Origin of the sequence: Achromobacter pestifer (assembly GCF_013267355.1) — a bacterium.
Lineage (GTDB): Bacteria > Pseudomonadota > Gammaproteobacteria > Burkholderiales > Burkholderiaceae_B > Achromobacter > Achromobacter pestifer_A.
This window is the reverse complement of record NZ_CP053985.1, coordinates 466,965-490,071: the sequence shown is the minus strand read 5'-3', so window position 1 is coordinate 490,071 and position 23,107 is coordinate 466,965. Positions and strand designations below refer to the sequence as shown.

21 protein-coding genes are annotated in these 23,107 nt (G+C 67.4%); 14 read left to right on the top strand and 7 right to left on the bottom strand.

Going from position 1 to position 23,107, the window contains the following annotated elements; all coding sequences use genetic code 11:
• Positions 1-32 precede the first annotated feature (32 nt).
• From FOC84_RS02630 to FOC84_RS02620, 3 genes are all read right to left on the bottom strand, one after another.
• Positions 33-1,310 carry a TRAP transporter large permease gene (locus tag FOC84_RS02630; protein WP_173143060.1) on the bottom strand — a complete coding sequence of 426 codons (1,278 nt, stop codon included), beginning with the start codon at positions 1,308-1,310 and terminating at the stop codon, positions 33-35.
• Positions 1,311-1,346: 36 nt separating this feature from the next.
• A complete protein-coding gene (locus FOC84_RS02625; protein ID WP_173143059.1) occupies positions 1,347-1,847 on the bottom strand; it encodes a TRAP transporter small permease in 501 nt (166 codons plus the stop codon).
• Between the two features lie 103 nt (positions 1,848-1,950).
• Positions 1,951-2,925, bottom strand: a complete 975-nt coding sequence (locus FOC84_RS02620) for a TRAP transporter substrate-binding protein (RefSeq protein WP_173143058.1) — start codon at positions 2,923-2,925, stop codon at positions 1,951-1,953.
• Between the two features lie 103 nt (positions 2,926-3,028).
• Here FOC84_RS02620 and FOC84_RS02615 point away from each other — a divergent pair, with 103 nt between their 5' ends.
• The 9 genes from FOC84_RS02615 (at position 3,029) to FOC84_RS02575 (ending at position 11,900) form a co-directional block, all read left to right on the top strand.
• Complete coding sequence (locus FOC84_RS02615; protein ID WP_173143057.1) at positions 3,029-5,560, top strand: ABC transporter permease; 2,532 nt, start codon at positions 3,029-3,031, stop codon at positions 5,558-5,560.
• On the top strand, positions 5,560-5,982 hold the full coding sequence (locus FOC84_RS02610; RefSeq protein WP_173143056.1) for a group II truncated hemoglobin: 423 nt from the start codon (positions 5,560-5,562) through the stop codon (positions 5,980-5,982). Before FOC84_RS02615 ends, FOC84_RS02610 begins: the two co-directional genes overlap by 1 nt.
• Positions 5,972-6,709 (top strand): 3-deoxy-D-manno-octulosonic acid kinase, encoded by a 738-nt coding sequence (locus FOC84_RS02605; RefSeq protein ID WP_173143055.1) that lies wholly within the window; start codon positions 5,972-5,974, stop codon positions 6,707-6,709. The genes FOC84_RS02610 and FOC84_RS02605 overlap by 11 nt, the downstream gene beginning before the upstream one ends.
• A gap of 144 nt (positions 6,710-6,853) precedes the next feature.
• A complete protein-coding gene (locus tag FOC84_RS02600; RefSeq protein ID WP_173143054.1) occupies positions 6,854-7,957 on the top strand; it encodes a polyamine ABC transporter substrate-binding protein in 1,104 nt (367 codons plus the stop codon).
• Between the two features lie 6 nt (positions 7,958-7,963).
• Positions 7,964-9,091: an ABC transporter ATP-binding protein gene (locus tag FOC84_RS02595; protein WP_173143053.1), complete on the top strand. Its 1,128-nt coding sequence runs from the start codon at positions 7,964-7,966 to the stop codon at positions 9,089-9,091.
• Positions 9,088-10,008: an ABC transporter permease subunit gene (locus FOC84_RS02590; protein ID WP_173143052.1), complete on the top strand. Its 921-nt coding sequence runs from the start codon at positions 9,088-9,090 to the stop codon at positions 10,006-10,008. Before FOC84_RS02595 ends, FOC84_RS02590 begins: the two co-directional genes overlap by 4 nt.
• Positions 10,005-10,814: an ABC transporter permease subunit gene (locus FOC84_RS02585; RefSeq protein ID WP_042792726.1), complete on the top strand. Its 810-nt coding sequence runs from the start codon at positions 10,005-10,007 to the stop codon at positions 10,812-10,814. The genes FOC84_RS02590 and FOC84_RS02585 overlap by 4 nt, the downstream gene beginning before the upstream one ends.
• Complete coding sequence (locus FOC84_RS02580) at positions 10,811-11,167, top strand: Spx/MgsR family RNA polymerase-binding regulatory protein (protein ID WP_173143051.1); 357 nt, start codon at positions 10,811-10,813, stop codon at positions 11,165-11,167. Before FOC84_RS02585 ends, FOC84_RS02580 begins: the two co-directional genes overlap by 4 nt.
• A gap of 46 nt (positions 11,168-11,213) precedes the next feature.
• Positions 11,214-11,900 (top strand): DNA-3-methyladenine glycosylase, encoded by a 687-nt coding sequence (locus FOC84_RS02575; protein WP_254241898.1) that lies wholly within the window; start codon positions 11,214-11,216, stop codon positions 11,898-11,900.
• Positions 11,901-11,940: 40 nt separating this feature from the next.
• On the opposite strand, the gene FOC84_RS02570 is transcribed toward FOC84_RS02575, so the two are convergent.
• Positions 11,941-12,639: a PhoP regulatory network YrbL family protein gene (locus FOC84_RS02570; protein WP_173143050.1), complete on the bottom strand. Its 699-nt coding sequence runs from the start codon at positions 12,637-12,639 to the stop codon at positions 11,941-11,943.
• Positions 12,640-12,779: 140 nt separating this feature from the next.
• Between FOC84_RS02570 and rmuC the strand changes: the two genes are divergently transcribed.
• The 5 genes from rmuC (at position 12,780) to phoU (ending at position 19,120) form a co-directional block, all read left to right on the top strand.
• Positions 12,780-14,150, top strand: coding sequence for a DNA recombination protein RmuC (rmuC, locus tag FOC84_RS02565; protein WP_173143049.1), 1,371 nt, complete (start codon positions 12,780-12,782; stop codon positions 14,148-14,150).
• A 106-nt stretch (positions 14,151-14,256) separates the two neighbouring features.
• Positions 14,257-15,786, top strand: coding sequence for an amidase (locus FOC84_RS02560; protein WP_173143048.1), 1,530 nt, complete (start codon positions 14,257-14,259; stop codon positions 15,784-15,786).
• 64 nt (positions 15,787-15,850) lie between these two features.
• A complete protein-coding gene (locus tag FOC84_RS02555) occupies positions 15,851-17,512 on the top strand; it encodes an isovaleryl-CoA dehydrogenase (RefSeq protein ID WP_173143047.1) in 1,662 nt (553 codons plus the stop codon).
• A 37-nt stretch (positions 17,513-17,549) separates the two neighbouring features.
• Complete coding sequence (gene rpiA, locus FOC84_RS02550) at positions 17,550-18,230, top strand: ribose-5-phosphate isomerase RpiA (protein WP_173143046.1); 681 nt, start codon at positions 17,550-17,552, stop codon at positions 18,228-18,230.
• Between the two features lie 173 nt (positions 18,231-18,403).
• Positions 18,404-19,120, top strand: coding sequence for a phosphate signaling complex protein PhoU (gene phoU / locus FOC84_RS02545; protein ID WP_173143045.1), 717 nt, complete (start codon positions 18,404-18,406; stop codon positions 19,118-19,120).
• 41 nt (positions 19,121-19,161) lie between these two features.
• Here the strand turns inward: phoU and FOC84_RS02540 are convergent, their stop codons facing one another.
• The 3 genes from FOC84_RS02540 to argA all read right to left on the bottom strand — a co-directional run bounded on the left by FOC84_RS02540 (position 19,162) and on the right by argA (position 22,982).
• On the bottom strand, positions 19,162-21,114 hold the full coding sequence (locus FOC84_RS02540; protein WP_173143044.1) for a phosphocholine-specific phospholipase C: 1,953 nt from the start codon (positions 21,112-21,114) through the stop codon (positions 19,162-19,164).
• A gap of 140 nt (positions 21,115-21,254) precedes the next feature.
• Positions 21,255-21,527 carry an oxidative damage protection protein gene (locus FOC84_RS02535; protein WP_013392664.1) on the bottom strand — a complete coding sequence of 91 codons (273 nt, stop codon included), beginning with the start codon at positions 21,525-21,527 and terminating at the stop codon, positions 21,255-21,257.
• A 96-nt stretch (positions 21,528-21,623) separates the two neighbouring features.
• On the bottom strand, positions 21,624-22,982 hold the full coding sequence (argA, locus tag FOC84_RS02530; protein WP_173143043.1) for an amino-acid N-acetyltransferase: 1,359 nt from the start codon (positions 22,980-22,982) through the stop codon (positions 21,624-21,626).
• Positions 22,983-23,107 lie beyond the last annotated feature (125 nt).

Here is a 23,107-nt window from a genome sequence, read left to right as displayed (position 1 = left end):
GCCCGCCGCTACAACAGAACCTGCAAACAGACTTACTTAGCGTAGACCAGATCCCGCAATCCCAGCGACAACCCAGGCCAATAAGTAATGATCATCAGGCAAACAATCACCACCCCCACAAACGGAATCAACGGCTTGATCAACCTCTCCAACGGCAACTTGGCCACCGCGCAAGCCGCGAAAAGATTCACGCCGAACGGCGGCGTAATCATCCCCAGCGCCAGGTTCACCACCATGATGATCCCGAAGTGCACCGGCTCCACGCCGAACTTCAGCGCCACCGGCAGCAGCAAGGGCGCCAGCACCACGATGGATGCCGAGGTTTCGATGAACATGCCGATGACGAACAGCGCCGCGTTCACGCCCATCAGGAAGCTGAACTTGGTGTCGAAGATCTGCGCCAGCCACAGGCCCAGCGCGTCCGGGATGCCCGCACGGTTGAGCAGGAAGCTGAAGATGCCGGCGTTGGCGATCACGAACATGATCACGGCCGTCGACACCACCGACTTGTGCAGCGTCTCGGACAGCTGCTTGAAGCTCAAGCGGCGGTAGATGAACTTGCCCACCACCACCGCGTACATCACGGCCACCACCGAGGCTTCGGTCGGCGTGAACACGCCGCCATAGATGCCGCCCAGGATGATGACCGGCATCAGCAGCGCCAGCCAGGCGTTCTTGAACGCGGGCCACAGCGGCAGGCGGCCTTCGCCGTCGCGCTTGCCCAGGTTGTTGCGCTTGGCGTAGAGCCAGACGTAGAGCATCAGCGCCACGCCGATCAGGATGCCGGGCATGACACCGGCGATGAACAGCTCGCCGGTCGAGGTGTCGGTGGACACCGCGAACAGGATCATCGGGATGGACGGCGGGATGATCACGCCTAGTTCCGCCGCGCTGGCCTGCAAGGATGCGGCGAAGGGCGCGGGGTAGCCGTGCCGGATCATGGCGGGAATCAGGATCGCGCCCACCGCGAAGGTGGTGGCGACGCTGGAGCCGGCCACGGCGGCGAAGATCATGCAGGTCAGCACGCAGGTGCAGGCCAGGCCGCCCTGGATGCCACCCACCACGCTCTTGGCGAACTCCACCATGCGTTCGGAGATGCCGCCGGCTTCCATCAGGTTGCCGGCCAGGATGAAGAAGGGGATGGCGACCAGCGGGTACTTGTCCAGCGCGGCGAACAGCTGCTGGGCCACTACCACCCAGGGCAGGCCGGCAGCGCCGACTCCCGCCAGGCTGGCCAGGCCGATCGACACGGCGACCGGCACGGACAGCCCGAAGAAGATCAGCATCGAGACAATCATTAATTGGGACATGGCGTTATCTGCTGCTTATGTTCGATGGGGGGCGGCTCAGCCTTGCGCGTCGTTGCGCACAGGCACCTCGTCTTCCTCGCCGGCGCACCAGCGGGCCAGCACGGCGATGGCTGCCAGGGTGGCGCCCACGGGGATGGCCAGGTAGATCCAGGAAATCGAAATGTCCAGGCTGGGCACGTTCTGGAAACGCACGCGATAGGTCATGTTGCCGCCGATCCAGGCCAGAAAGCCCAGGAATCCGGCGCAGACCAGGCCGATGACGGCTTCGAGCACGCGGCGGCGCGTGCCGCCCAGCAGGTTGCGCAGCAGCTCCACGCTGATCATGGCGCCGTGGCGGAAGGCCAGGGCCACGCCCAGCAGCACGGTCCAGATCAGGAGGGCGCGGGTCAGCACCTCGCTCCAGTCGGCCGGGGAGTGCAGCACGAAACGCGCGATGACTTGGTAAAAGGCGGCGGCCGCGGCGGCGACCAGCAGCAATTGGGCAAGGACCGAGACCACTTTGAACAGGGCGCGGTCGAAGGCGCAAAGCAAACGCATGATGAATCCCGTTGGCGATGTACGCAAAGGATGGGAACGAAAGCGGCGGGACCGGGATCCCGCCGCCAGGGGCGATGCGCCCCGGGTCGGGGCGGGGCCCTGTTTACTTGGTGTCGCGGATCGAGTCGATCAGCTTCTTGTCGAACTTCTTGTAGTACTCGGGGTAGGCGGGCTCGACGGCGGCGGCGAAGGCGGCGCGGTCCACTTCGGACACCTGCATGCCTTCCTTCTTCAGCTGTTCGACGCCCGTCTTCTCGATGTTGTCCACGTAGGCGCGCATGGCCTGGGCGGATTCCTTGCCGGCCTTGTCGAAGTTGGCCTTGTCCGCGGCCGACAGGCCGTCGTACACGTTGGCCGACATCAGCACCAGGGCCGGGCCATAGACGTGGCCGGTCAGCGACAGGTACTTCTGCATTTGCGACAGCTTGGCCGAGGTGATCACCGACAGCGGGTTTTCCTGGCCGTCGATGGTGCCTTGCTGCAGGGCGGTGGCGACTTCAGGCCAGGCCATGGGGGTGGGCAGGATGCCGATCTGGCGGAAAGCCGTGATGTGGATCGGGTTTTCCGTGGTGCGGATCTTCAGGCCCTTGGCGTCGGCCGGCGTCTTGACCGGGCGGACGTTGTTGGTCAGGTGGCGGAAGCCCTGTTCGCCCCAGGCCAGGGCGACGATGCCGCGGCTGGGGAACTTTGCCAGCATATCTTGTCCGATCTTGCTGTCCAGCACGTTGCGGGCGTGCGGCAGGTCGCGCAGCAGGAAGGGGATGTCGAAAACGCCGGTCTCGGGCACGAAGTTCAGGGTGGCGCCGGTCGAGACGATGGCCAGATCGATGGTGCCGATCTGCAGGCCTTCGATCACTTCGCGCTCGCCGCCCAGCGCGCTGTTGGCGAATTGCTGTACCTTGTACTTCCCGCCCGAGGAGGCTTCGATGGACTTGGCCAGCGCGTCGGCGCCGGCGCCGTAGTGCGACGAGGTGGACAGCGCGTAGGCCATCTTCAAGGTGTTCTGCGCCGTGGCGGGCAGGGAGGTTGCGGCCGCGCAGGCGGCCAGAATCGTGGCGGCAAGCCAGGATTTACGCATCGTCTTCTCCAGGTTTTGAGTATCTTTATGGGTGGCTCTGCCTCCCGCCCCGGGATGATATCGGGATTCAGCCTTGATTCAGGCCGTTGGTTAACATTGTGGAATGATGGATTTCCCTGATATGTCACGGGCCAGGCGCCCAGGTTTTTGGTCCACCCTGCGCCAAGGCGCCAGGATGATGATGCGTGACGCCCGCGCCGGCGAGCTGCGGCTGCTGGTGCTGGCGCTGGTCGTGGCGGTGGCCGCGGTGACCAGCGTCGGCTTCCTGGCGGACCGGGTCGGCCGCGCGCTGGAGCGCGACGCCGGGCAGATGCTGGGGGCCGATCTGGTCCTGGACGCCGACGAGCCCGTGCCCGCCGCCTTCATGGACCAGGCCCGCGAACGCGGCCTGACCGTGTCCAGCACCTGGCAGTTTCCGTCCATGGTGGGAGCGGGCGACGGCGCGCAACTGGCCGCGCTGAAAGCGGTGGAGCCGGGCTACCCGCTGCGCGGCGCCCTGCGCGTGGCGGGCGCGCCGTTCGAGCCCGACGCCGCGACACGCGATGTACCGCCGGAGGGCGCGGTCTGGGTGGACGCCCAATTGCTGTCCCTGCTGAACCTGAAGGTGGGCGACACGCTGAACGTGGGCGACGCCCACCTGCGCGTGGACCGCGTGATCACCTATGAGCCGGACCGCGGCATGCAGTTCATCAATGTGGCGCCGCGCGTGCTGCTGCGCGCCAGCGACCTGCCCGCCACGGGTCTGATCGCGCCGGGCAGCCGCATCGGCTACGCCATGCTGGTCGCGGGCCAGCCCGACGCCGTGGCCGGGTACTCGGCGTGGCTCAAGCAGAACCTGAAGCGCGGCCAGAAGGTCGCCACGCTGGAATCCGGCCGTCCGGAAGTGCGCCGCACGCTGGACCGGGCGCAGCGCTTCCTGTCGCTGGTGGCGCTGCTGGCGGTGCTGATATCGGCGGTGGCCGTGGCCCTGGCGGCCGGCCGCTACATGACGCGCCACCGCGACGGCATCGCGGTCATGCGCTGCCTGGGGGCGGTGCAGTCGCAGGTGTCGCGCATGCTGACGCTGGAATTCACCCTGGTCGGCCTGTTCTCGTCGGCCGCCGGCTGTCTGCTGGGCTACGCGGTGCATCAGGTGCTGGTCATGCTGCTGGGCTCGCTGATCGACACCACCTTGCCCGCGCCTTCGGCCATACCGGCCTTGCAGGGGCTGCTGACCGGCCTGCTGCTGTTGCTGGGCTTCGCCTTGCCGGCGCTGGCCCAGTTGCGCCACGTGCCGCCGGCCCGGGTGCTGCGGCGCGATGCCGACACGCTGAGCGCGCGCAGCGCCCTGGGTTACACCCTGGGGGCTGTGGGTTTTGCCCTGCTGATCTGGTGGTTTGCCGGCGACGCCAAGCTGGGCGGCGTGGTGGCGGGCGGCTTCCTGGGGGCCTTCGCCGTGTTTGCGCTGGTGGCCTGGTTGTGCATCCTGGGTCTGGCGCGGGTGCGCCGGCTGGCGGCCGGCCTGCCGGCGCTGCGCTTCGCGTTGGCCGGGGTGGTACGCCGGCGTGCCGCCACCATCACCCAGGTCTGCGCCCTGGCGGTGGGCCTGATGGCGCTGCTGTTGCTGACCATGACGCGCACCGACCTGATCCAGGGCTGGCAGCGGACCCTGCCGCCGGACGCGCCCAACCGCTTCCTCATCAATGTGCAGCCGGACCAGCGCCAGGCCGTGACGGACGCGCTCACGCGCGAAGGCCTGGGCCGCATCACGCTGGCGCCGATGGTGCGCGGGCGGCTGATCGCCATCAACGGCAAGCCCGTGGGGCCGGACGACTACGAGGAGCCTCGCGCCAAGCGCTTGGTGGACCGCGAGTTCAACCTGTCCTATGGCGACGAATTGCCGTCCTCCAACCGCATCGAGCAGGGCCGCTGGCTGGAACCGGGTGCGGCCGAGGTGTCGCTGGAGTCGGGCCTGGCCAAGACGCTGGGCCTGGCGCTGGGCGACAAGATGACCTTCGACGTGGCGGGCCAGCAGGCCGAGGTGGCCGTGACCAGCACCCGACGGGTCGATTGGGATACGATGCGCGTCAATTTTTTCGCCATCCTCACGCCTGCCGCGCTGGCCGACATGCCCCAAAGCTGGATCACTTCCTTTTACCTGCCGCCTGAAAAGGCCTCGGTCCTGCCGGCGCTGGTGCGCGAGTTCCCGAACCTGACGGTGTTCGACGTGGGCGCCATCCTGCAGCAGCTGCAATCCGTGCTGAACGAGGTGGGCAAGGCAGTCCAGCTGCTGTTCCTGTTCACCCTGGCCGCCGGCGTGCTGGTGCTGTCCGCAGCGCTGACCGCCACGCGCGACGAGCGCATGCGCGAAGCCGCCGTGCTGCGCGCGCTGGGCGCGACCCGCAGCCAGCTGGCGCGCTCCCAGCGCATCGAACTGTGGGCGGTGGGCGGCCTGGCCGGCCTCCTGGCGGCGGCCGGCGCCACGGCGATCGCTTGGGCTTTGTCAACGCAGGTCTTTGATTTCACTATTACTCTTAGCCTCTGGCCGTGGCTGGCGGGCATCGCCGCGGGCATGCTGGGCGCCTGGGCGGGCGGCGCCCTGGCCCTGCGCGGCGTGTTGCGCACGCCGCCCCTGGTCACCCTACGAGAAACCTGATGACAGCCCGCGTCCATACGATTAGCGAACCCGTGGAAAATTCCAGCAGTATTTTTGATCTACTAGGCGGCGAGCCGGGCGTGCGCGCCCTGGTGGACCGCTTCTATGACCTGATGGACATGGAGCCTGACCTGAAAGAGCTGCGGGCGGCCCATGGCCCCAGCCTGGACCAGGCGCGCGACAAGCTGTTCTGGTTCTTGTGCGGCTACTTCGGCGGCCCGGACCACTATATAGAACGCTTCGGCCATCCGCGGCTGCGCGCCAGGCACCTGCCGTTCGCGATCGGCGAGGTCGAGCGCGACCAGTGGGTCATCTGCATTGGGCGCGCCATGGAAGACCAGGGGATCGAACCGGCCCTGGTCGAGCGGCTGCTGCAGTCCTTCTACGGCGTGGCCGACTGGATGCGCAACCGTGAAGGCTGAAGCCGATTCCCGATCCGGCGAACGGCGCCTGGCCTGGTCCGGCCCCCTGGGCGGAGCCATGTTGAGCGACCCCTCGCGGCTGGCCGAGGCCGGCCCGGACCTGTTCAACCCGGCGCATTACGGCGAGCGGGCGCGGCCGGTGGACGCCGGCGGGCGCCAGGCGGCCTGGTTCGTGCAGGGCGCGGGCTGGCAGGGCGTGTTGCGCCGCTACCGCCGCGGCGGGATGATCGCGCGCATCAGCCGCGACGCCTATCTCTGGAACGGCGAGGCCCGCACCCGCAGCTTCCGTGAATACCGCCTGCTGGCCGCCATGCGCGCCCAGGGCCTGGCGGTGCCGGCGCCGCTGGCCGCGGCCTACTGGCGGCAAGGCCCGATCTACCGCGCGGCCATCGTGGTCGAGCGCATCCCCGGCGTGCGGCCCCTGGCCCAGACGCTGGCCGAGCCGGTCTGGCAGGCGGCGGCCGAGGCCATCGTGCGCATGCACCGCGCCGGCGTCTGGCATGCCGACCTCAACGCCTTCAACATCCTGGTGGGCAGCGACGGCCGCGTCTGGCTGATCGATTTCGACCGCGGCACGCAAGGCTCCCTGTCGGACCGCCAGCGCGAGGCCAACCTGGAACGCCTGCGCCGTTCGCTGCGCAAGGTGGCTGGAGAAGAGGGCGAGCGCTTCTGGCTGCGCCTGCGCGACAGCTACTGGACGGCCTGGGGCGTGGGAATCCAGCCCTGATCCGGGCGGGAACGGCCAAATGCCGCCATCGGGCCCAAATCGCGCCAATCGCCCGGCAAAGTTGGGCAGGTCCTCGCTAAAAAGCTTTATCATTTCGCCTTTTGGTACTCCTGTCACATACGGCATAACGCAAGGGGGCTGGTGATGAAATTAAGGGCGGGCATGCGCTGGGCGCTAGGGGCGATGCTGGTCACGGCGGCCTCCTCGGCGGCGGTGGCGCAGAACAAGGTCGTCAACGTCTACAACTGGGCCGAATACACGGCTCCGGACACGATTCCCGGTTTCGAAAAGGAAACCGGCATCAAGGTCCGCTATGACGTCTACGACAGCAACGACACCCTGCAGGCCAAGCTGTTGGCCGGCAAATCGGGCTATGACGTCGTTGTCCCGTCCACGCATTACGCCTCGCGCCAGATCGAAGCCGGCCTGTTCCAGAAGCTGGACAAGTCCAAGATCCCGAACTGGAAGTATCTGGACCCCGAAGTGATGGCGCTGGTCGCCACCGTCGATCCCGGCAACGAGTACGCCATCCCCTGGGGCTACGGCACCAACGGCCTGGGCTACAACGTCACCAAGGTCAAGCAGATCATGGGCGACGGCGTGGACCTGGCCAGCTGGGACATGATCTTCAAGCCCGAGAACGCCGCCAAGCTGAAGGAATGCGGCATCTCCATGCTGGACGAAGCCGCCCAGGTGTTCCCGGCCGTGCTGAAGTACCTGGGCAAGGATCCCAACAGCACCAACGCGGACGACTACAAGGCCGCGCTGGACGTGCTGATGAAGATCCGGCCGTATATCCGCCAGTTCAGCTCATCGGGCTATATCGACGAGCTGGCCGTGGGCGACCTGTGCATGGTCTACGGCTTCTCCGGCGACGTGATGATCGCCCGCAAGCGCGCCCAGGACGCCAAGAAGTCCTATGAAGTGAACTACTTCATTCCGAAGGGCGGCGCGCCCGCGTGGTTCGACCTGATGGTCATCCCCAAGGATGCCCCGCATCCCGAAGAGGCGCTGGCCTTCATCAACTACATCGAAACGCCCAAGGTGCACGCGGCCATCACCAACACCATGTTCTACCCCAACGCCAACAAAGAGGCGCGGCAGTACGTGGTCAAGGACGTGGCCGACAATCCCATGATCTACCCGCCGGCGGAGGTCTCCAAGACCTTGTACGTGATCAAGGCGCTGCCCTTGAACATCCAACGCCTGCAAAACCGGATGTGGTCCGAGCTGAAGTCTGGAAGATAAGTCATCATGAGCGATAGCCGTTACTCGGCGCAGCATTCGGCCGATCCGGACGAGTTCGTCCGGATCGCCGATGTCGTAAAGATCTTCGGCGATGTGGTCGCCGTCCGTTCCGTCAATCTCTCGGTCAAGCGCAACGAGATCTTCGCCCTGCTCGGCAGTTCGGGCAGCGGCAAGTCCACCTTGCTGCGCATGCTGGCGGGCTTCGAGGAAGCCACCTCGGGTCAGATTTTCCTGGACGGCGAGGACATCACGCGCGTGCCGCCGTACCGCCGGCCCGTGAACATGATGTTCCAGTCCTACGCGCTGTTCCCGCACATGACGGTCGAGGCCAACGTGGCCTTCGGCCTGAAGCAGGAGGGCGTGGACCGGGCCGAGATCCATGACCGCGTGTTCGAAGCCCTGGACCTGGTCCAGATGGCCGGGTATTCGCGGCGCAAGCCCAACCAGTTGTCGGGCGGGCAGCAGCAACGCGTGGCGCTGGCGCGCAGCCTGGTCAAGCGGCCCAAGCTGCTGCTGCTGGACGAGCCCATGTCCGCGCTGGACAAGCAGATCCGCCAGAAGACCCAGATCGAACTGGTGAAGATCCTGGAGCAGGTCGGCGTGACCTGCATCATGGTGACGCACGACCAGGAAGAAGCCATGACCATGGCGCATCGCCTGGCCGTCATGACCGAAGGCCAGATCGTCCAATGCGGCACGCCGCAGGACGTCTACGCCTTCCCGAATTCCCGCTTCGTCGCCAGCTTTATCGGCTCGACCAATATGTTCACCGGCACCATCGTGGTCGATGAGCCCGACCACGTCGCCATCGAGTGCGGCGAGCTGACCCGGCCGCTCTTCGTCAACCACGGCGTGAGCGAGCCGCTGGGCATGGAAGTGCACGTCTCCATCCGCCCCGAAAGGCTGGTGGTGTCGCGCGAGCAGCCCGAAGCCGAATACAACTGGGCCCACGGCATGGTCAGCCACATGGCGTGGATGGGCAGCTACGCGCTGTATCAGATCCGCCTGGATTCCGGCAAGACGGTCGAGGCCAGCGTGCCCAGCCAGCTGCTGGCCCAGATGGACGCGCCCGGCATCGACGAAGAGATCTTCGTCAGCTGGGACGCCGACAGCGCCACGGTGCTGGCGTCATGATCCGCTTTTCGCCCCGCGACTGGTTGCCGTCGGGCCGGGCGCTGGCGGTGGTGCCGCCGTTCGCCTGGCTGGTGCTGTTCCTGCTGGTGCCGTTCCTGCTGGTCCTGAAGATCAGTTTCGCCGAGCTGAAGTTCGGCATTCCACCGTACACCTCGTTGGCGGAATTCAAGGACGAAGCGGTGCAGTTCAGCCTGCACCTGCGCGGCTACATCCTGCTGTTCACGGACAGCCTGTACTTCGCCACCTACCTGAACTCGGTGAAGATCGCCGCCATCACCACGCTTTTCTGCGTGTTGGTCGGCTATCCCATCGCCTACTACATTGCGCGTTCGTCGCCTGCGGTGCGCAACCTGCTGCTGTTGGGCGTGATCCTGCCGTTCTGGACCTCGCTGCTGTTGCGGGTGTACGCCTGGGTCGGCATCCTGCGCAACGACGGCCTGCTCAACAACCTGTTGCAGGGCTTGGGCATCATTTCCAGCCCGCTGGAAATCTACCGCACCGACGTCGCGGTCTATATCGGCATGGTCTATGCCTACCTGCCGTTCTTCATCCTGCCGCTGTACGCCACGCTGGTGAAGATGGACCTGCGCCTGCTGGAAGCCGCCTACGACCTGGGCGCCAAGCCCTGGCAGGCGTTCTGGCAGATCACCGTGCCGCTGTCGCGCCAGGGCGTGATCGCGGGCGCCATGCTGGTGTTCATCCCGGCGGTGGGCGAATACGTGATCCCGGAAATGCTGGGCGGCGCCAACACGCTCATGATGGGCCGTCTCATGTGGAATGAATTCTTCAACAACGCCGACTGGCCCATGGCTTCGGCCGTGACCTGCGTGATGGTGCTGTTGCTGCTGTTGCCGCTGGTGTATTTCCAATACAACCAGGTCAAGCAGCAGGAACAGCCGGGCGGAGGCAGCAAATGAACGGGCCCAACAAGACTTTGCGCGCCGTCGTGCTGGGGCTGGGGTACTTCTTCCTGTACGTGCCCATCATCAGCCTGATGGTGTTCTCGTTCAACGAGTCGCCCACCGTCACGTCCTGGACCGGCTTCTCGTTCCGCTGGTATCACTCGCTGTTCAACGACGACGCGTTGCTGCGCGCGGCCTGGCTGTCGTTCCGAATCGCCGCCATGACCGCCACCGCCGCGGTCATCATCGGCACCTGGGCCGGCTATGTGCTGGGCCGCATGGGGCGCTTTCGTGGCTTCGCGCTGTACGTGGGCATGCTCAGCGCGCCCCTGGTGATTCCAGAAGTGGTGCTGGGCATCTCGCTCTTGCTGATGTTCGTGGAACTGCGCGGCAGCCTGGGCTGGCCCGCTGAAAACGGCATCTTTACGATCTGGGTCGGCCACGTGACCCTGTGCATGGCCTTTGTGGCGGTGGTCATCCAGACGCGCATCCGCGACCTGGACCGTTCGCTGGAAGAGGCCGCGCTGGACCTGGGCGCCACGCCCATGACCGTGTTCTTCAAGATCACGCTGCCGCTGATCGCGCCGGCGCTGGCCTCGGCCTGGCTGCTGTCCTTCACCCTGTCGCTGGACGACGTGGTGCTGGCGTCGTTCCTGTCCGGCCCCAGCTCCAGCACGCTGCCCATGGAAGTATTTTCCCGGGTGCGCCTGGGGCTGAAACCCGAGATCAACGCGCTGGCGACACTATTCATCCTGGCGGTCGGCACCTGCGTGATCCTGGCCAACCGCATGCAATGGCGCAAGGAGTCCGAACCCAAATGAAGCAAACCACCCTGTACGGCCTGACGAAGTGCAGCACCTGCGTCAAGGCGCGCGACTGGCTGACCGCCCACGGCGTAGACCACGCGTTCGTGGATTACCGCGACAATCCGGTGCCCGCCGCCACGCTGAAGTCCTGGTCCGACCTGGTCGGCGGCTGGGAAAAGCTGGTCAACCGCACGTCCATGACCTGGCGCAACCTGCCCGAAGACCGCAAGACGGCGCACACCGATGCCCAGTGGAGCCAGTTGATCGCCGAGTATCCGGCGCTGGTGCGCCGCCCGGTCACGGTCACGCCCGATGGCGAGGTCAGCGTTGGCTTCAGCGAAAAGCGCTACGGCGAACGTTTCGCCTGAGGCGTCGGCCCGGGCCGGCCTGGCGCCAGACGCGCCTGGCCGGGCCTTGCCCGACACCTTCTTCGACCGCGACGCCGCGCAGCTGGCGCGCGAGTTGCCGGGCAAGATCATCCGGCACCGCGTGGGCGGCCTGTGGCTGTCGGCCCGCATCATCGAGACCGAAGCCTATTACCTGGAAGAGAAGGGCAGCCATGCCTCGCTGGGCTACACCCACAAGCGGCGCGCCCTGTTCATGGACGGCGGCACGGTCTACATGTATTACGCCCGTGGCGGCGATTCGCTGAACTTCAGCGCTGGCGGACCGGGCAACGCCGTGCTGATCAAATCCGCCTTTCCGTGGACGGACGCGCTGTCCGGGCCGCAGGCGCTGGCCCGCATGCTGCAGTTGAACCCGGATGCTCAGGGGCGGCCGCGGCCGGTCTCCGGCCTGTGCGCCGGCCAGACCCTGCTGTGCCGGGCGCTGGGCCTGAAAGTGCCGGACTGGGACGCGCGCCGTTTCGATCCGCGGGCGCTGTACGTGGAGGATGTGGGTGAATCGCCCGGGGCCCTGATCTGCACTACGCGCCTGGGCATACCCCTGGGGCGGGACGAACACCTGCACTACCGCTTTGTCGACCCAGCCTATGCGGCTTTCTGCACGCGCAACCCCTTGCGCCGCGGACAGCGCGCCGGCCATGACTATGCATGGGTGGACCGCCAGGGCGTGGTGTTGCCGCAGGCGCCGCAGCCGTAGCGGATCAGCGTGCGTTCTGGCCGTGGCTGGGGCGGGCGCCTCAGAACCCGCCAGTGGCAATGCGTTCGGCCAGGGCCGCGCGCATGCGCATGTACTTGCGCTGGATGCGCCGGCTGTTCAGACGCTTGCTCCAGGCATAGATCGGGATCAGCGGCAGCCCGCCGAAGCCGTCGATCAGGTACAGGCCCTGCTTGCCGTCGGCGTTCAGGCCGCAGGCGATGTTGCTGGCGGAGACGTCATGCAGCACCACATGGGCATCGGCCAGATCCTGGAAGAATTCGTCGAGCTGCGCGCTGAGGGCATCATCCAGCTTGCCTTGCTTGGCCAGGTCCGTCACGTTGGGGGCGATATTGCCGTTGGCGTCGCAGATTTTCTCGACCACCAGGCCCAGGCCCAGGGTGGTTTGGGCAACGCCGAGTATGCGCGCCATGGGCACCTGCCATACGCCCGAGGGGCGGGTGGTGGTGGTGACGTATTCGTAGATTTCGGTCAGGTAGACGCGGTATGCGCTTTCGCGCTGGTACTGCTTGTACCAGCGCTTGAACGGGCGGGTTTCAAGGTAAATCGCGCGGGCGCGCATGTCCATGACCTTGACGAGCAAGGACGGCATGTTGGGGTGCTGGAAGATGTGCCGGTCATGGCCGGAGGCGACCGGCGTGGAGGCGTTCAGGTCCAGCGGTCCGAAGATGGACTGGAAAGTCGCCGCGGGCGTACAGAGGGAGGGATCTGCGGGGTTCAAGGGGAGATCAAGCCTGTTTGGATGCTCCCGAGTTTAATCCTTGAGCCGGAGCATGAGTCCGCCAGATGCCGAATCTCGGCCGGATTTACCGGGGAAGACGTGGCCGGGGTCCTACAATCCCGGCTTTGGAGACGCATCTTTTGAACGACATTCATCTGCTTTGGATCGCCGCGGGCGGCGCCGTTCTGGCCTTTCTGGCGGCCTTGCTGGCATGGCTGCGCCCGCCCGCGCCGGATGCCCGGCTCGACGCGCTGCTGGAAAGCCTGGAACGGACCGAGCGCGCGCTGCGCTCCGACATCGTGGAAGGTCAGCGCGGCCTGCGCAGCGAATTCGCGGACTCCACCCGCGCCCTGCGGGTGGAGCTGTCGCAGTCGCATGGCGATCTGCGCGCCGGGCTGTCGCGCGACGCCCAGGCCGCGCGCGCCGAGTCGGCGGAATCCCTGGCGCGCTTTGCCGCCGGCTTCTCCGAGCAGTTGCAGGGTCTTATCCAGATCAATGAACGGCGCTTGATGGAAGTGCGCGCCACGGTGGACCAGCGCCTGCAATCGTTGCAAACCGACAACAGCGCCAAGCTCGACGAGATGCGCCGCACCGTGGACGAAAAGCTCCACGCCACGCTGGAGCAGCGCCTGGGCGAGTCCTTCAAGCTGGTGTCGGACCGCCTGGAAGCCGTGCACAAGGGGCTGGGCGAAATGCAGGCGCTGGCGGCGGGGGTGGGCGACCTGAAGCGGGTGCTGACCAACGTCAAGTCGCGCGGTACCTGGGGCGAAGTGCAACTGGCCAGGCTGATCGAAGACAACATGACGCCGGACCAGTACGCCAGCAACATCAAGCCCGTGCCGGGCAGCGATGCGGTGGTGGAATTCGCCATCCGCCTGCCGGGGCGCGGCGATGGCGGCGAACCCGTCTGGCTGCCGATCGACGCCAAGTTTCCCAAGGAAGAATACGAGCGTCTCATGGACGCGCAGGAAGCCGCCGACACCGAAGGCGTGAAGAGCGCCGGGGCCGCGCTGGGCCGGGCGGTCGAGCTGCAGGCGCGCCTGATCGCGGGCAAGTACGTGGCGCCGCCGCACACCACCGACTTCGCCATCATGTTCCTGCCCACCGAAAGCCTGTACGCCGAGGTGCTGCGCCGCCCGGGCCTGCTGGACAAACTGCATGACCTGCGCATCAACGTGGCGGGTCCCAGCAACCTGGCGGCGCTGCTCAACAGCCTGCAGATGGGTTTCCGCACGCTGGCGATCGAGCAGCGCTCGTCCGAGGTCTGGCAGGTGCTGCGCGCGGTCAAGACGGAGTTCGGCAAGTTCGGCGAATCGCTGGCCAGCGTCAAGAAGACCCTGGACACCGCCAGCAACAAGATCGGCCAGACGGAAGTGCGCACCCGCGCCATGCTCAAGAACCTGAAAGCCGTCGAGGCGCTGCCCGACGCCGACGCCCGGCTCCTGCTGGGCGCGGCGGATGAGGGCGACATCGGGGACGAGGACGAAGACCAGGCCACAGGCCCGAACTGATCCGGCCGCGGCGGCATCGCAGGGGCGTGAGCTTGTTGCCCGGTGCGACTGCCGATATCCTGGCGCTAGCGGCAATCCGCCGTCAGACACCTGGAGCATTGCAAGCATGAGCACCGCTGAACGCCATGATTCCTCCACCCTGGACGCGACGGCGCTGGGCGCCGATATCGCGCAGGGGGCCGTCACTGCGCTTGTTGCGATGCAGCAGGCGGTGGACCGGGTGGCGGCCCGCAATCCCTCGATCAACGCGGCCTGCGGCCTGCAGGCGGAAATCGGCCTGCGCCTGGCGCAGTCGCTGGACGAGGAACTGGCCGGCCTGTCGCAGGAACAGCGGCTGGCGCAGCTGCGCAAGCGTCCGTTCCTGGGCGTACCCACCTTGCTCAAGGACCTGGGCACCGCGGCGCTGGGCCTGCCCAGCGCCATGGGCTCGGTGCTGTATGGCCAGGTGGAATGGAACGTCGACGCCGAAATCGTCAAGCGCTACCGCCGCGCCGGCCTGATTCCGTTCGGCCGCACGACCAGCGCCGAATTGGGCCTGAGTCCCACTACCGAGTCGCCGGTCTACGGGCCGGCCACCCAGAATCCCTGGAAGGCCGGCCACAGCGCCGGCGGATCCAGCGGCGGCGCGGGCGCTGCGCTGGCCAGCGGCATGGTGCGCATCGCCCATGGCAGCGACGGCGGCGGGTCGATCCGCATTCCCTCGTCCTGCTGCGGCGTGCTCGGCCTGAAGCCCTCGCGCGGCCTGATGCCGCTGGGCCCGCTGAAGGGTGAAGGCTGGGGCGGCCTGGCCACCGAACACATGATGACCTTGTCGGTGCGCGACTGCGCCGCATCGCTGGATATCAGCGCCGGCGCCGACGTGGGCGCGCCTTATGCCGCGCCGACGCAGCCGGCGGATTCCTACCGCGCCGTGGTGGCGCGCGTCGCCGCCGATCCGCAGTCGGCCGCGCGGCGCCGCATCGCCTTCGTCAACACGACCTACGAGGGCGAGGCCATCCATCCCGAAGTGGCGGCCGCCGTGGACGAGGCCGCGCGCCTTTTCGCTTCGCTGGGCCATGAGCTGGTGCCTGCCGCGCCGCCGGTGGGGTCCGAGGAAGTGCTGTCGCCCATGCTGCCGCTGATCGCGAGCGCGGCGGCCAACGCCATCGACGCCTTCGTGGCCGCGCGCGGACGCCGCCTGGCCGCCGATGAACTGCAGCCGACCACGCTGGGCGCGCGCGAATACGCCCGCGCCATCTCCGGCGCGCAGTACGTGGCCTGCGTCGATACCTGCCACGAGATCACGCGCCGGGTCGGCCGTTTCCTGGAACGCGACGGCGCGCATGGCTACGACCTGTTCCTGAGCCCGGTGCTGGCGCAGCCGCCGGCGCCCATCGGCCGCTACGCCATGGACAACGCCGACTACCTGGCCTACCGTCTGGGCAAGAAGGGCGTCATCGGCTATTCGCCTTTTGCGCCCTTGGCCAACCTCACCGGCATGCCCGCCATCTCCATCCCCTTCGGCATGTCATCCGACGGCCTGCCCATCGGCATCCAGCTCATGGGACCGTTGGGCAGCGAGGCGCTGCTGTTGGAACTGGCGGCGCAGGTCGAGGCGCTGCGGCCCTGGGCCCTGGTGGCGCCGATGGCCAGATAGGGCCGAAGGGGCAGACCGCGCCGCGGGCGGGCGGCGCATCAGTGGACCGATCCAGGGAGCAGCCATGTCATCGTTCGCGACGCACACCGTATCCAACCAGGTTCCGCCCCTGGAGGACTACTCCTTGTACGAGACCGACCCGGCCTTGCGCGAGGCGGTGCGGCGCGAAGGCGCGCAAGCCTGGGCGGCTGACCTGGCGGCACATGGCGCCTGGCTGGGCCGGGCGCAGACGCTGGAAGCCGGCGCGCAGGCCAACCGCTGCCCGCCACGCCTGATCAGCTACGACCGCGGCGGCCATCGCATCGACCGCGTCGAATTCCACCCCTCCTGGAATCTGCTGATGGGCGGCATCATGGCGCGCGGCCTGCACAGCCGCGCCTGGGCGCAGCCCGAGCCGGGCGCGCAGGTGGCGCGGGCCGCGGCCTATCTCATGCAGGGCCAGGTCGAGGCGGGCAGCCTGTGTCCCACCACCATGACATTTGCCGCGGTGCCGCTGTTGCAGCGCGAACCGGCAGGCGTCGTGGACTTCGGCGGGCAGTGGCTGAATGCCTTGTATTCACGGGATTTCGACGGCGCCGACGCGCCGCTGGCCGCCAAGCGTTCGGCCCTGATAGGCATGGGCCTGACCGAAAAACAGGGCGGCTCGGACCTGCGCGCCGTCACCACGCGCGCCACGCCCGTGGGCGCGGCTGGCAGGGGACGCGCCTATCTGCTGGTGGGCCACAAATGGTTCTTCTCGGTGCCGCAAGCCGACGCGCACCTGGTGCTGGCCCAGACCGACGAAGGGCTCAGTTGCTTTTTCGTGCCGCGCTGGATACCGGATGGGCCGCGCAATGCCGTGCGCGTGCGCCGGCTGAAGGACAAGCTCGGCAATCGCAGCAATGCCAGCGCCGAGGTCGAGTTCGAGGATGCCTGGGGCGTCATGGTGGGCGAACCGGGCCGCGGCCTGGTGGTGCTGCTGGAGATGGCCGCCACCACCCGGCTGGATTGCGTGCTGGGCAGCGCGGCGCTGCTGCGGCAGGCGCTGGTGCAGTCGGCCCATCATGCGCGCCACCGCCACGCCTTCGGCAAGCCCTTGATCGAACAGCCGCTGATGCGCAACGTGCTGGCCGATCTGGCGCTTGAAAGCGAGGCGGCCATGGCGCTGGGACTGCGGCTGGCGCGCGCCGTGGACGAGCGCGGCGATGCCAGCGCGCGCGCCCTGGTCCGCGTGGGCACGCCGGCCGCCAAGCTCTGGGTCTGCAAGCGCGCCATCGCCGCGGTGGCTGAGTGCATGGAAGTCTGGGGTGGCAACGGCTACGTGGACGACGGCCCGATGCCCAGGCTTTACCGCGAAACCCCGGTCAATTCCATCTGGGAAGGCTCCGGCAATGTGATGGCGCTGGACGTGTTGCGGGCCTTGCAGCGCGAGGCCGAGGCGCTGCCCGCGCTGGAGCGCGAGTTCGCGCAGGCGGCGGGCCGCTACCAGGACTTCGACGACGCGCTGGCGCGTTGGCGGGCCTTGCTGGCCGACGGCGCCCAGGCCGAGTTCCAGGCGCGCCGCATTGCCGCCGGCCTGGCACGGTTGTGGCAGGCCGCCTTGCTGATCCAGCATGCGCCCGTGCCGGTGGCGCAGGCTTTTGTCGCCAGCCGCCTGCACGCGGGCGGCGGCGTATTCGGCGAACTGGCGGCGGGTGTGGATGCGCAGGCCATCCTGGCGCGGGCGTGGCCTGCCGCCGCATGCTAAATTTCCTGGCTCAACCAACCTTCCCGCATTTTCCGCCATGCTTTCCCAGCAAGAACTCAAGCAGCAAGCCGCCGACGCGGCCCTGGAATTCGTTGAACAGGTCGCCGGCCCGGACGCCATCATCGGCGTGGGCACGGGCTCCACGGCGGATCTCTTCATCGACGGCCTGGCCCGTTTCAAGGGCCGGATCGGCGGCACGGTGGCCAGCTCCGAGCGCAGCGCGGCCCGGCTTGCCGGACATGGGCTGAAGGTGCTGGACCTGAACGACATCACGACGATGCCGATCTACGTCGACGGCGCCGACGAGATCGACGCCAACCTGCACATGATCAAGGGCGGCGGCGGCGCGCTGACGCGCGAGAAGATCGTGGCCTCGGTGGCCGAGCGCTTCATCTGCATTGCAGACGAGTCCAAGCTGGTGCAGACCATGGGCAAGTTCCCGCTGCCGGTCGAAGTCATCCCCATGGCGCGCGAGTCCGTGGCGCGCGCCCTGGCGGCGCTGGGCGGCCAGCCCAAGCTGCGCGAGGGATTCGTCACCGATAACGGCAACATCATCCTGGACGTGTCCGGCCTGTCCATCACCGACGCGCTGGGCCTGGAAGCCCAGGTCAACAACCTGGCGGGCGTGGTGACCTGCGGCCTGTTCGCGATCGCGGGCGCCGACGTGGCCCTGCTGGCCACGCAGAACGGCATCCGCCGCCTGGACCGCCGCGCCTGAGTCCGTTTCCGACGATCTCCGGCATTGCCCCGGCCGGCCCGCCTTGTGGCCGCCGGGAGCCGCATTCATAATCCTGTCACACTTGGGTCATAACCTTGCGGGTTGTGCAAGCCCACCCCGTAATATCCTTTTTTCAGGGCAGTGCAATGAGACCAACCTCGCAGGGAGCCCGGATGTCGGAGCATACAAACAAGCAGTTCGATGCGGACCTCGAAAGCGTCCGTTCGCAGTTCCTGCAAATGGGCGGCTTGGTGGAAGCCATGATCCAGGAGGCCATCGACGCGCTCGCCAGCGGCGACATGTCGCTGGTGGAAAAAGTTCGCGAGCGGGAAAAGGAAGTCAACCGCCACGAAGTCGAAATCGACGAAAGCATCAGCCGCATCCTGGCGCGCCACCAGCCCACCGCCATCGACCTGCGCATGCTGATGGCCGTGTCCAAGATGCTGACCGACATGGAGCGTTCCGGCGATGAAGCCGAGAAGGTCGCCACCGTCGCGCGCCGCATCCACGAAGCCGAACTGCGCCACATCCCGGTGATCGAGCTGCGCCACATGGCCGCCAATGTGCGCACCATGCTGCATCAGGCGCTGGACGCGTTCGCCCGCCTCGATCCCATCCAGGCCGCCGCCGTGGTGCGCAGCGACAAGGAAGTGGACAAGGAATGGAAGGGTGCGCTGCGCCACCTGATCACCTACATGATCGAAGACCCGCGCACCATTTCGCGCGCCATCGACATGATCTTCATCGCCCGCGCGCTGGAACGCATCGGCGACCATGCCAAGAACATGTCCGAACGCGTGATCTACATGGTCAAGGGCGCCGACGTGCGCCACACCGGTGTGAAGAACACCGAGCGCCTGGCGCGCGGCGAAGAAGACACGGAAGAGTAACTACCGGCACCGGAGGCCCCTCGGCCCCCGGTCGCCCGGCCTCAGTCCAGGGGCAGCGCCGCCCCTGCTTCCAGCCGCGGGTCCGGCAGGCCGGGTTCCCCGGCGTCGATGCGGCCCGCCAGCCTGCGGCCGAAGGCCGGCATGGCGGGCGCGCTGACCTCCAGGTCGTACCATCCCTGGCAGCCGCCATAGGCAAGTTCCACCGAGCCGTCCGCCTGCACGTGCGCCATGGCGCACCAACCGTCGCCCATGCGCGACTCCACTTTCACCGGCAGCGGCGTTTCGCCGCGATTGACGAGGCGCAGGCTCAGGCCAGTCGCCGCCGGCGCGGCTTGCGCCTCCAGCGTGCCGGCATCGCGCGCATCGCCGCGGAACTGCCGGTGCAGGCCGTCGGGGCCCAGCAGCCACAGGTCATAGGCGCCGCCGGCGTGCAGGCGCCAGCCGTCGTCCAGCCGCGCGCCCGCGCCCACGGTGTAGCGGCGCGGCGCGTGTTCCAGCGCGTGACGGTCGTACACCTGCAGCACCGCGCCCGCGGCGCCGTGGTTGCGCAGGGTCAGCCGATAATGTCCGCCATCGGCAGCCATCCTGCCCTGGACATCCAGCGCATAGGGCAGGGCGCAGGTCTGGCGCCGGCCTTCGGCGTGGGCGCCGCGGTCGGCAGTGAAGTCGAAGGCCGAGGTCAGATCGCCGGCGATCTCGCGCCGCCAGGCGCTGATATTGGGCTCAAGCACGCCGAAGCGCGCCTCCAGGAAGCGGATCACCGACGTGTGGTCGAATACCTGCGAGTTGACCCAACCGCCGCGGCTCCAGGGCGAAACCACCAGCATGGGCACGCGCGGCCCCAGGCCGAATCCGCGGCCGTGCAGGCCCGTGGGGTCGTCCCGCGTGGCGGCGCTGGGACCGTGGCGCGCGTCGTGGTACTCGCCATCCAGCTCGGCCGTGGACAGGCCGCCGGGCTGGCCGTCGGCCGCGCGGGCGGGCGGCGCGGGCGGCGGCATGTGGTCGAAGAAGCAGTCGTTCTCGTCATAGGTGACGAAAAATACGCAGCGGCTCCAGACCTCCGGATTGCGCGTGAGTATCTCCAGCACGCGTTCCGTGTAGGCGCCGCCCCGCGCGGGCGAGGAGACCTCGGGGTGCTCGGAGTCGGCGGTGGGCGCGATGATCCACGACACCTGCGGCAGCGTGCCCTGGGCGACATCGCGGGCCAGCTCGTCCAGCGTGACCGTGGACAGGCCGCGGTCGCGCAAGGGGGCGTCGGCGCCGCCGTCCGCGTGCTGCCGGCGGTACTGCCGGAAGCCGGCCAGCGGGTTGTCGTGATAGTTGTCGGCCATGTCCTGGTAGATGCGCCAGTCCACGCCGGCATCTTGCAGGCGTTCGGGATAGGTGGTCCAGGCGTAGCCTTCGCCGGCGGGACCCAGGCGATCGTAGGTGTTGACCAGGGCCGGGCCGCCGGCCAGACCTTGCGGATCATTGGTGCCGGTCCACAGGAACAGGCGGTTGGGATTGGTGCCGGCATGGATCGAGCAGTGATAGGCGTCGCATAGCGTGAAGGCGTTTGCCAACGCGGTCTGGAACGGTATCTCCGCGCCGCGATAAGCGCCCATGCCCAGGCGGCTCTTGGCGGGCAGCCATTGGTCCATGCGGCCGTCGTTCCAGGCGCGCTGCGCGTCGTCCCAGGTGTGCGGCGTGATGTAGCCCACCTGCGCATCGCTGGCGTACTCCGCCTGCAAGGCATAGGGACGAACCTGTGTTGCGCCGTCCGCCTGCGTCAGCACATTGCCGGCCACTGTGGGCGCGGGGTGCGGATCCGCGAACCCGCGCACGCCGGGCAAGGTACCAAAATAATGGTCGAAGGACCGGTTTTCCTGCATCAGGATCACGACGTGCCGCACGTCCTGCAGCGTGCCCGTGCGGCGGTCGGGCGCGATGGCTAACGCGCGCTCGATGGGCGAGGAGGGGATGGCGGAAGGGGACAGGCTCGATTCTTCTTTCATGACAGCGATGATACGGCCAGGGATGCAGGAATCTTAAGGCTGGCGCGGCGGGCGCCGGAGCCGGAAACGAACAGCCCCTCGCGGGCGAGGGGCTGATTCGGGACGGCGGCCGCCTGTGGGCCGCCGCAAGCGCTGCGGGATCAGGCCGACGGCGGGACGTAGCCCTGCGCTTCGACAGTGCCGTCTTCGAACAGGAAACGCTCCATCTGTTCTTTCAGGTACTTGCGGGCGCGCGCATCCGCCAGGTTCAGGCGGTTTTCGTTGACCAGGCGGGTCTGGATGCCCTTCCATTCTTCCCAAGCTTCCTTGGAAATGCTCTGCCAGATCTTGGTGCCGAGTTCGCCGGGATAGGGCGGAAAATCCAGCCCTTCGGCTTCACGCTTCAATTTCACACAGTTGACGATACGGGCCATGGTTCGCTGCCGGAAGAGATGAGTAATCCCGCATTTTAACGGGCTTGGCGCCGTGGCGGCTCCAAGCCCCTGCGGACCCTGCGGGTAGCCCGGCTGTTACAGCTTCTTGATGAAGACCAGGCTGTTGCGCGAACGGTTGTAGTTGTGCTGTTTTTCACGCGGCAGGTCGGCGATGCCGCCCTGCACGAACCCGCGCTTCATGAACCAGTGCGAGGTCCGCGTGGTCAGCACGAACAGGCGCTTGGCGCCGGTGGCGCGCGCGCGCGATTCCATGTGGCGCAGCAGGATTTCGCCTTCGCCCGAGCCCTGCCATTCCGGATGCACGATCAGGCAGGCCATTTCCGCCATCTGCTCTTCGGCGAAGGTATGCAGGGCCGCGCAGCCGTAGATCACGCCGTCGTGCTCCAGCACGGTGAAGTTTTCCACGTCGCGCTCGACCACGCTGCGCGGGCGCGGCACCAGCGTGCCGTCCGCCTCCAGCGGTTCGATCAGGCTGAGGATGGCGCCCACGTCGTCGATGGTGGCGGCGCGCAGGTCGTCCAGCGTGTCTTCCACCACCATGGTGCCCACGCCGTCGTGGGTGAAGATTTCCAGCAGGACGCTGCCGTCCAGCGCGAACGGCAGCAGGTGGGCGCGGGCCACGCCGCGCTTGACCGCGAGCGAGGCGTACTGCAGGAAGGCGTGGGTTTCTTCGTCGAGCTCGCCGCCGGCCAGCAGCGCATCGGCGTCCACCCGGGCCAGTTCGGTGTCCAGCGTGCCGTCTTCGTTCAGCACGCCGTGCGAGCTGGACAGGAAGATCAGCTTTTCGGCGCGCAGCGCCACCGCGACGCTGGTGGCCAGGTCTTCCATGGCCAGATTGAAGGCGTCGCCGGTGGGGGAGAATCCCAGCGGCGACAGCAGCACCACGGACGAGCCCTTTTCGATGGCGAACTTGAGCGCGTCGATGTCGATCTTGCGCACCTGGCCGGTGTGCTTGTAGTCCACGCCGTCCAGCACGCCGGTGGGGCGGGCGGTGACGAAGTTGCCGGAGATCACGCGGATGTGGGCGTGCGACATGGGCGTGTTCGGCAGCCCCTGGCTGAAGGCGGCCTCGATGTCCAGGCGGATTTCGCCGGCGGCTTCCTTGGCGCATTCCAGCGCGGCGGCGTCGGTGGGCGACAGGCCGCGGTCGAACTGCTGGGTAAAGCCCTTCAGGCGCAGTTGCTCATTGACCTGCGGACGCGAGCCGTGCACCAGCACCAGGCGGATGCCCAGCGAGGACAACAGCGACAGGTCCTGCACCAGCGTGTTCAGCGCGCCGGCCTGCACCAGTTCGCCGCCGAACGCCACCACGAATGTCTTGCCTCGGAACGCATGCACATAGGGCGCCACTTCTCGGAACCATCGGACGAACTGGGCGGGTGCGAATTCTGGGGCTTCGAGGGCGGAGACGGTGTCTGGTTCCAGGTCGGGCATGATGGGTGGAAGGATTCCTGAGAGTAAGCAAAAAACGCGGCGCCGTGCCGCGCCATGGCGCCGTCGGTCGACGGCGTGGCGAAATTATATGACCGTCGCGCCCCGGCGCAGGGGGAAAAGAGTGC

Coding starts and splice junctions, on each gene's coding strand:
- rpiA (WP_173143046.1), top strand. CDS start 17,550: ATGCTTTCCCAGCAAGAACTCAAGCAGCAAGCCGCCGACGCGGCCCTG.
- argA (WP_173143043.1), bottom strand. CDS start 22,982: ATGCCCGACCTGGAACCAGACACCGTCTCCGCCCTCGAAGCCCCAGAA.
- FOC84_RS02585 (WP_042792726.1), top strand. CDS start 10,005: ATGAACGGGCCCAACAAGACTTTGCGCGCCGTCGTGCTGGGGCTGGGG.
- FOC84_RS02580 (WP_173143051.1), top strand. CDS start 10,811: ATGAAGCAAACCACCCTGTACGGCCTGACGAAGTGCAGCACCTGCGTC.
- FOC84_RS02535 (WP_013392664.1), bottom strand. CDS start 21,527: ATGGCCCGTATCGTCAACTGTGTGAAATTGAAGCGTGAAGCCGAAGGG.
- FOC84_RS02590 (WP_173143052.1), top strand. CDS start 9,088: ATGATCCGCTTTTCGCCCCGCGACTGGTTGCCGTCGGGCCGGGCGCTG.
- FOC84_RS02595 (WP_173143053.1), top strand. CDS start 7,964: ATGAGCGATAGCCGTTACTCGGCGCAGCATTCGGCCGATCCGGACGAG.
- FOC84_RS02540 (WP_173143044.1), bottom strand. CDS start 21,114: ATGAAAGAAGAATCGAGCCTGTCCCCTTCCGCCATCCCCTCCTCGCCC.
- FOC84_RS02600 (WP_173143054.1), top strand. CDS start 6,854: ATGAAATTAAGGGCGGGCATGCGCTGGGCGCTAGGGGCGATGCTGGTC.
- FOC84_RS02560 (WP_173143048.1), top strand. CDS start 14,257: ATGAGCACCGCTGAACGCCATGATTCCTCCACCCTGGACGCGACGGCG.
- FOC84_RS02630 (WP_173143060.1), bottom strand. CDS start 1,310: ATGTCCCAATTAATGATTGTCTCGATGCTGATCTTCTTCGGGCTGTCC.
- FOC84_RS02625 (WP_173143059.1), bottom strand. CDS start 1,847: ATGCGTTTGCTTTGCGCCTTCGACCGCGCCCTGTTCAAAGTGGTCTCG.
- FOC84_RS02620 (WP_173143058.1), bottom strand. CDS start 2,925: ATGCGTAAATCCTGGCTTGCCGCCACGATTCTGGCCGCCTGCGCGGCC.
- FOC84_RS02610 (WP_173143056.1), top strand. CDS start 5,560: ATGACAGCCCGCGTCCATACGATTAGCGAACCCGTGGAAAATTCCAGC.
- phoU (WP_173143045.1), top strand. CDS start 18,404: ATGTCGGAGCATACAAACAAGCAGTTCGATGCGGACCTCGAAAGCGTC.
- FOC84_RS02555 (WP_173143047.1), top strand. CDS start 15,851: ATGTCATCGTTCGCGACGCACACCGTATCCAACCAGGTTCCGCCCCTG.
- FOC84_RS02615 (WP_173143057.1), top strand. CDS start 3,029: ATGATGGATTTCCCTGATATGTCACGGGCCAGGCGCCCAGGTTTTTGG.